This window comes from Methylophaga sp. UBA2513 (assembly GCF_002341285.1).
GTDB classification, from domain to species: Bacteria; Pseudomonadota; Gammaproteobacteria; order Nitrosococcales; family Methylophagaceae; genus Methylophaga; species Methylophaga marina.
The window spans coordinates 83,139-89,138 of sequence record NZ_DDNT01000010.1; the positions used below are offsets into that span (position 1 = coordinate 83,139).

Sequence of the window (6,000 nt, forward strand, 5' to 3'; positions counted from 1 at the left end):
TATGTCGTCCAAGTCCCAATAGCGACGTTAAGTTATGCTTCTGAGTCCCATTGGTTCTGAGTATCTAACTACAGCAAAATCAGCGTGTCAAGACAGTTAATTTCAGTTGTTAGCAAGATGTTATCTCTATCACACTCATACTTTATCCAGCTGAATTAGATTTGGCTAATCTGGCATGATTATTGAGATTCAGCTGATGCGGCCAGATAACAGCGTGTCAATCTGACAAAAGCATCGACAGAAATGGTTTCAGGGCGTTGTGTTGGATCGATGTCAGCAGCAAGAAAAATTTCTGGAGAAATCAACTTTTTCAACGTGTTAGCTATGGTTTTTCGGCGTTGACTGAAGGCTTGAGTCACAATCTGACTTAACACACGTATATCGACATCCCCACCTAGAGGTTGTTTGCGTGGTTGCAGATAAATAATGGCAGATTCCACTTTGGGTACTGGATCAAACGCCTCTGGTGGCACTACAAATAACATGTCTGTATGACATTGATACTGAATCATGATGCTCAATCGACCATACTGCTTTGTCCCAGGCTGCGCACAGATGCGCTCGACAACCTCTTTCTGCAACATAAAACACATATCACTAATAGCGTCTGCAAAGCTGAGTAAATGAAACAATAAAGGTGTGGTGATGTTGTAAGGTAAATTGCCAATGATTCTAAGTGGTTTTTGCTCAGTGATTAATTGAGAGTAGTCATATCTCAACGCATCCGCCTCGTGAATCTGTAATTGCTTATAATCACTAAACTGACGTCTCAATAGCGGCACCAAGTCGCGATCAAGCTCAATCACATCCAGCTTTGAACAGCGTTGTAATAGTGGCTCTGTCAACGCACCACGTCCAGGTCCGATTTCAACCAGATGTTGCCCTTCTTCAGGGCTGATTGCTTCTACTATTGAATTAATAATACTTTCATCGTGTAGAAAGTTTTGTCCAAAGCGTTTTCTTGCTCGTGGAAAAGATGATTGGCTCATAAGTTACTCATTGTGTATTCGCCATGGCTATTGCCATTTTTAGAGCGGCATACAAACTACTCGGATTCGCACGTCCTGTACCCGCTAAATCAAGTGCTGTTCCGTGATCTACCGATGTTCTTATGAATGGCAAACCCAATGTGACATTCACAGCCTTACCGAATCCGTGATGTTTTAATACAGGCAAGCCCTGATCGTGATACATCGCTAAAACTACATCATAGTTTTGTAATTTATCTTGATTAAAAATAGTATCGGCTGGCCAGGCACCCGATACGGCATAGCCATCTTGAATAAAACGATCAATAACAGGCTGGATAATGTCAACTTCTTCGCGACCAAGATGACCATCTTCGCCGGCATGAGGGTTTAATCCACATACCGCTATCCTTGGTAAAGCGAGACCAAAGTGTTGCTGCATGGATTGATGAATTATGACAATCACCTCACTTAGTTCGTCAGATGTAATGGCATCCGCCACGTCTCGAAGTGGTAAGTGCGTAGTAGCCAAAGCCACTTTCAGTGAATCCGTCGCTAACATCATAACGACTTTTTTTACGCCAGCCCCATCTGCAAAAAACTCTGTATGCCCAGTAAACACCTCTCCAGAGTCGTTAATGATACCTTTGTGCACAGGGGCCGTAACGATGGCATCAAATTGTTTAGATAAGCAGCCATCCAATGCCGTTTGCAAAGTATCCAAGACATAACGGCTATTCAGGTGATTCAATTCTCCCGCTGTCACAGTGGCTTTGAGTCGATGAGGTAAAACAAAAAGCTCGCCAGCCTCGGCTAATTGTCGAGGCTCGGATAGATCCATTTCAATAAAACTTATCGACAAGCCAAGCAGTTCTGCTCTTTGTTTAAGCAGTTCAGGATCCGCTAAAGCGATAAGCTGAGCTTCATGTTTTTGCTGCGCTAATGACAGAATAAGATCAGGTCCAATACCTGAAGGCTCTCCTGGAGTTAGTGCTATACGTTTGATGACACTCAAGGATTACGATACTCGACGTAAGCTTCATCACGCATTGAACGTAACCATGTTTCCATTTCTTCATCAATTTTACGCTGGCGAATTTGTTCTCGCGCTTTTCCACGTTGATATTCTTCCGCCATATTTTCTTCTCGACGATCGAACACTTTGATTAAATGCCAACCAAATCGACTTTGAAAAACATCGCTCATTTCCCCGACGGCTAAGGCATTCATTTTTTCTTCAAATTCAGGAACCATCACGCCAGGACTTACCCAACCTAAGCTTCCGCCATCAATGGCAGAGCCCGTATCGTCAGAATTCGCTCTGGCTAGCTCGGCAAAGTCTTCACCATTAACAATACGTTCTCTCAGTGTTTCCAGCCGTTTTTGGGCTTCTTCATCTGTTGTGAGTTCGTTGGTTTTAATCAGGATATGACTGGCTAATGTTTGTTTGACAAGATGCACATCTTCACTTTTTTTGTCTTTCACTCTAACCAAGTGATAACCACTACCACTACGCAAAGGTTGGCTGACTTCACCGATACTTAATGTGGGTACCACATCAGCAAACAATGATGGAAGCTCGCCCTGTTTGCGCCAGCCTAACTCACCGCCTTCCAAAGCATTTTGACCATCAGAATATCCCGCAGCGACTTGAGCAAAATCACCGCCTTCGTTCAATAATGCTTGAACTTTCTCTAACTTCTCCTGGGCTGACTGAACTTCTTCAGGTGAAGCGGCTTCGGGCATACTAATGAGAATATGTTGCAGCTCATACTGAACTTGGCCACCCTCTTGCACTTTTTGTGTAGCAAGAAAATTATCGACTTCACGATCGGAAACCACAACGCGGTCTTCGACCTGGCTCTTACGTAATCTTGAAATGATCATTTCATCGCGGATCGTTTCTCTGAATACGCTAAAGTCATAACCATCTTCTTCTAACACATCTCTGAACTGTCTCAATGTCAGTTGATTGTTATCCGCGATCTGCTTGAGGGCAGCATTAAGAGCATCATCCCCGACTCGAATCCCCACTTTATCTGCTTCTTGTATTTGCAGACGTTGCATGATTAATCTTTCAAGCACTTGCTTACGTAGAACATCACTGGGTGGCATTGCAGCATCACGCTGACGGATCTGTTGACGAACCGTTTGCTCCATATCCTGCAAGTCACTTTCAAGAATGACTTCATCATTGACAACTGCAACAATCCTATCCAGAGATTGAGCCCAAACATTGGTTGCCAGCAATAAACCGACAATCAGATACTTAATCATTAAACTCTATTACTCCAAAATTTATTTTTTAATTGGTTTCGTATAAGTCAGAAATGAATCGACTTGCGAATGGCTCAAGGAGTTCATTCTGCTTCGAAGCCACGAATACTGCGTTCTAGTAAGCTATCAGATTTTTGACCGAAACTACCTAAGCCTTTTAATTCTATTTGTAGGTAAATCGCTGTATTGCGCTCTTGATCGGAAACATCGTTCACATAATCACGCATAACTAGGCGTGTTGCCCAGCAGCAACTGTCATATTGTAAGCCAGCAATTTTTTCCAACGTTTCACCTTGATCGATAGCATGATACCAACGACCAAAGAATTTCCAACGTTCTGATAATGGAATCTGCGTGGAAATATCAATTTGTTCCAATGACTCTTCAATACCATTATTCGGTGTTGGGTCATCACGACGGTAACGATGAGAAATATTGAAAATACCACCGCTATCATTTTTATAACGCAATCCTACTGATGACATATTCGACTTCAAGCCGCTTGGGTCCCATTGAAATTCACTATTAAATGACCACTCATCGCCAATGTAGGCCACAGCCTCTGCCACCATATCTGAGGTAGAATCTCGTTCAGCAATTGTGCCATCTAACATGACACGCTGATCAGTGAAATATCGAATCTGACCAACCGTTAATCTCAAGTTCTCTTTACCTGACTCTTCATCAATAATTCGACTGGTGACAGCCAGAGTTAACTGATTGGCATCACCAATTCTATCTCGACCAATAAAACGGTTGTGGGAAAATAGGCGTAGTGAGTTGAACGTAGTCAAACTGGTATCAAAGTCAGGAATATCAGTTTGATCCCGCTCAGGCACATACAAATAAAATGCGCGAGGTTCCAGTGTTTGGATGTAATTATCACCCCACGCTGTCATTTCACGGTCAAAAAACAAGCCTGTATCAAAGCTGGCTATCGGTAAAGTTCTTGTCGCACTATCATCGTAGGTATTGGTATTGTCGTTTTTCAGACTGTATTGCGTATGGTTTAAGGCTAACCTTGGCGTAGCAAAGAATGCGGCCGTGCCCATAGGCATGCTGATTGCTGGTTCGATGTTAATGCGCTGACCATCCACTTTTTCATTGTGATCAAATTCAACGTATTCACTGTCTAACTCATATGTCAGACCTAATGCCTGATCGGGTAAATAACCTTTCAAAACCAGCTGTGGTAAGCGTTTATATTGCTCTTCCACATCATCTCCCAAGGTCTGGTAACCCTGCGCTCTGGCGGTAAAGCTCCATATATCACCGCTATAGCCTGTTTCCACATTTCTATTTAAATAGGTGCGGCTGGAGAGGCTCAGCCCTGAGCCAAAGTCTTCAAAATATTCGTCATCAGAGACATAGTTGTAATCAACGATTGCTCGCCAACGGTTATCGAAATAACTTCTGTGCTGCCATGAAAATAGTTTTCTATCTTCCTGGTAGTGTGGGTTGATATCTTCACCATTGGTTTGCAAATCATCTGAATTCAGGTAGGTTGCTTCAACTTCACCCTCTCCTGACTCAAATAAGTATCGGAACTGTCCACCCAGCATCAAGCCTCGATCAGACATATAACGTGGTGTCAGCGTGGCATCCATATTCGGTGCTATATTCCAGTAATACGGTGTAAGAACATCAAAGCCGGTTTTATCACTACTACCAACAGAAGGAATCAAAAAGCCTGATTTTCGTTGATCATTTAAAGGAAAGTTGATGTAAGGGGTATAAAAAACAGGCCATCCGCCCATCCTGACCACAACATTTTTTGCTTCACCCACAGCCGTTTCATGATCTAAATGGACGGTATCCGCTTTCAATTGCCAAGCATCACTGCCTTCAGGACATGTTGTATAAGTGGCATCATCAAGATCTGTGGTTTTCTGACCTTTTCTTAATATATGCGCTGCTTCACCTCGAGCATGCATTTGACGGATGTGATATTGCGCATTCAGCATCTGCCCTTGAACATTTGCTACAGACCATTCGGCCTGCTCGGACTCAATCACCATTTCACTATCACGAACACTGACATTGCCACTCGCTCTTACATCGCCACTGTTGCGGTTGTAGGTCGCTCTTTCAGCACTCAGTAATTGGTTATCACGAAGAATATCAACGTTACCAGAAAATACAGAGGTGCCATTCTGTAACAGTTGTACTTTGTTAGCTTTTACGTCGACGGGCGATTCATTCTCGGAAGCTGCTTCAGTAGGAATGGGTAAAAATTGATCTTCATAACCAAAGTGACAAGTTAATCCTTGCTCTTGTTGCGCAGATGCGACGCCAGCTGATAAGGATAGTAACAAGGTTGATAATAGCTTCTTTTTGCGCATGTTCATCCTCAAGCTGCAGCTTTAGCCATGATCGACATCCTGACCTAGTGATAAATAACCCACAATTTATCGCATATTAATGATGAATCGGCAAATTGTAGCGTGATGTGGATTAAGCAAAAATGACTTTATCTAAACAAGCTCAAGTACTTAGTCTAATACTGACCTTATTGCCTTAAACCCGGTTCAAGATAGATTCCGTTTATATCGCAGTGAGATTGAAATTAATTTGTCATGAAATGTTGACAGCATCCAACTCAGTCCCTATGATATGCGCTTCCTTTCGGGGCTATAGCTCAGCTGGGAGAGCGCTTGCATGGCATGCAAGAGGTCGGCGGTTCGATCCCGCCTAGCTCCACCAAAAACCGAAAGAAAAAGTTTTAGGTCCCCTTCGTCTAGAGGCCTAGGACACC

At 43.1% G+C, this 6,000-nt stretch carries 4 protein-coding genes and 1 tRNA gene; 1 reads left to right on the forward strand and 4 read right to left on the reverse strand.

Annotated features, from left to right (window positions below):
• Positions 1 to 179: 179 nt before the first annotated feature.
• From rsmA to B3V56_RS06255, 4 genes are all read right to left on the reverse strand, one after another.
• Entirely contained in the window at positions 180 to 989 is an 810-nt protein-coding gene (rsmA, locus tag B3V56_RS06240; RefSeq protein ID WP_289284066.1) for a 16S rRNA (adenine(1518)-N(6)/adenine(1519)-N(6))-dimethyltransferase RsmA, read from the reverse strand.
• A 7-nt stretch (positions 990 to 996) separates the two neighbouring features.
• Positions 997 to 1,983, reverse strand: coding sequence for a 4-hydroxythreonine-4-phosphate dehydrogenase PdxA (gene pdxA / locus B3V56_RS06245; RefSeq protein WP_289282066.1), 987 nt, complete (start codon positions 1,981 to 1,983; stop codon positions 997 to 999).
• On the reverse strand, positions 1,980 to 3,245 hold the full coding sequence (locus B3V56_RS06250) for a peptidylprolyl isomerase (protein ID WP_289284067.1): 1,266 nt from the start codon (positions 3,243 to 3,245) through the stop codon (positions 1,980 to 1,982). The genes pdxA and B3V56_RS06250 overlap by 4 nt, the downstream gene beginning before the upstream one ends.
• 83 nt (positions 3,246 to 3,328) lie before the next feature.
• Positions 3,329 to 5,587: an LPS-assembly protein LptD gene (locus tag B3V56_RS06255; RefSeq protein WP_289282069.1), complete on the reverse strand. Its 2,259-nt coding sequence runs from the start codon at positions 5,585 to 5,587 to the stop codon at positions 3,329 to 3,331.
• A 285-nt stretch (positions 5,588 to 5,872) separates the two neighbouring features.
• On the opposite strand from B3V56_RS06255, the gene B3V56_RS06260 reads away from it, so the two are divergent.
• Positions 5,873 to 5,948, forward strand: a tRNA-Ala gene (locus B3V56_RS06260).
• The last annotated feature ends 52 nt before the right edge of the window (positions 5,949 to 6,000 follow it).

Coding starts and splice junctions, on each gene's coding strand:
- rsmA (WP_289284066.1), bottom strand. CDS start 989: ATGAGCCAATCATCTTTTCCACGAGCAAGAAAACGCTTTGGACAAAAC.
- B3V56_RS06250 (WP_289284067.1), bottom strand. CDS start 3,245: ATGATTAAGTATCTGATTGTCGGTTTATTGCTGGCAACCAATGTTTGG.
- B3V56_RS06255 (WP_289282069.1), bottom strand. CDS start 5,587: ATGCGCAAAAAGAAGCTATTATCAACCTTGTTACTATCCTTATCAGCT.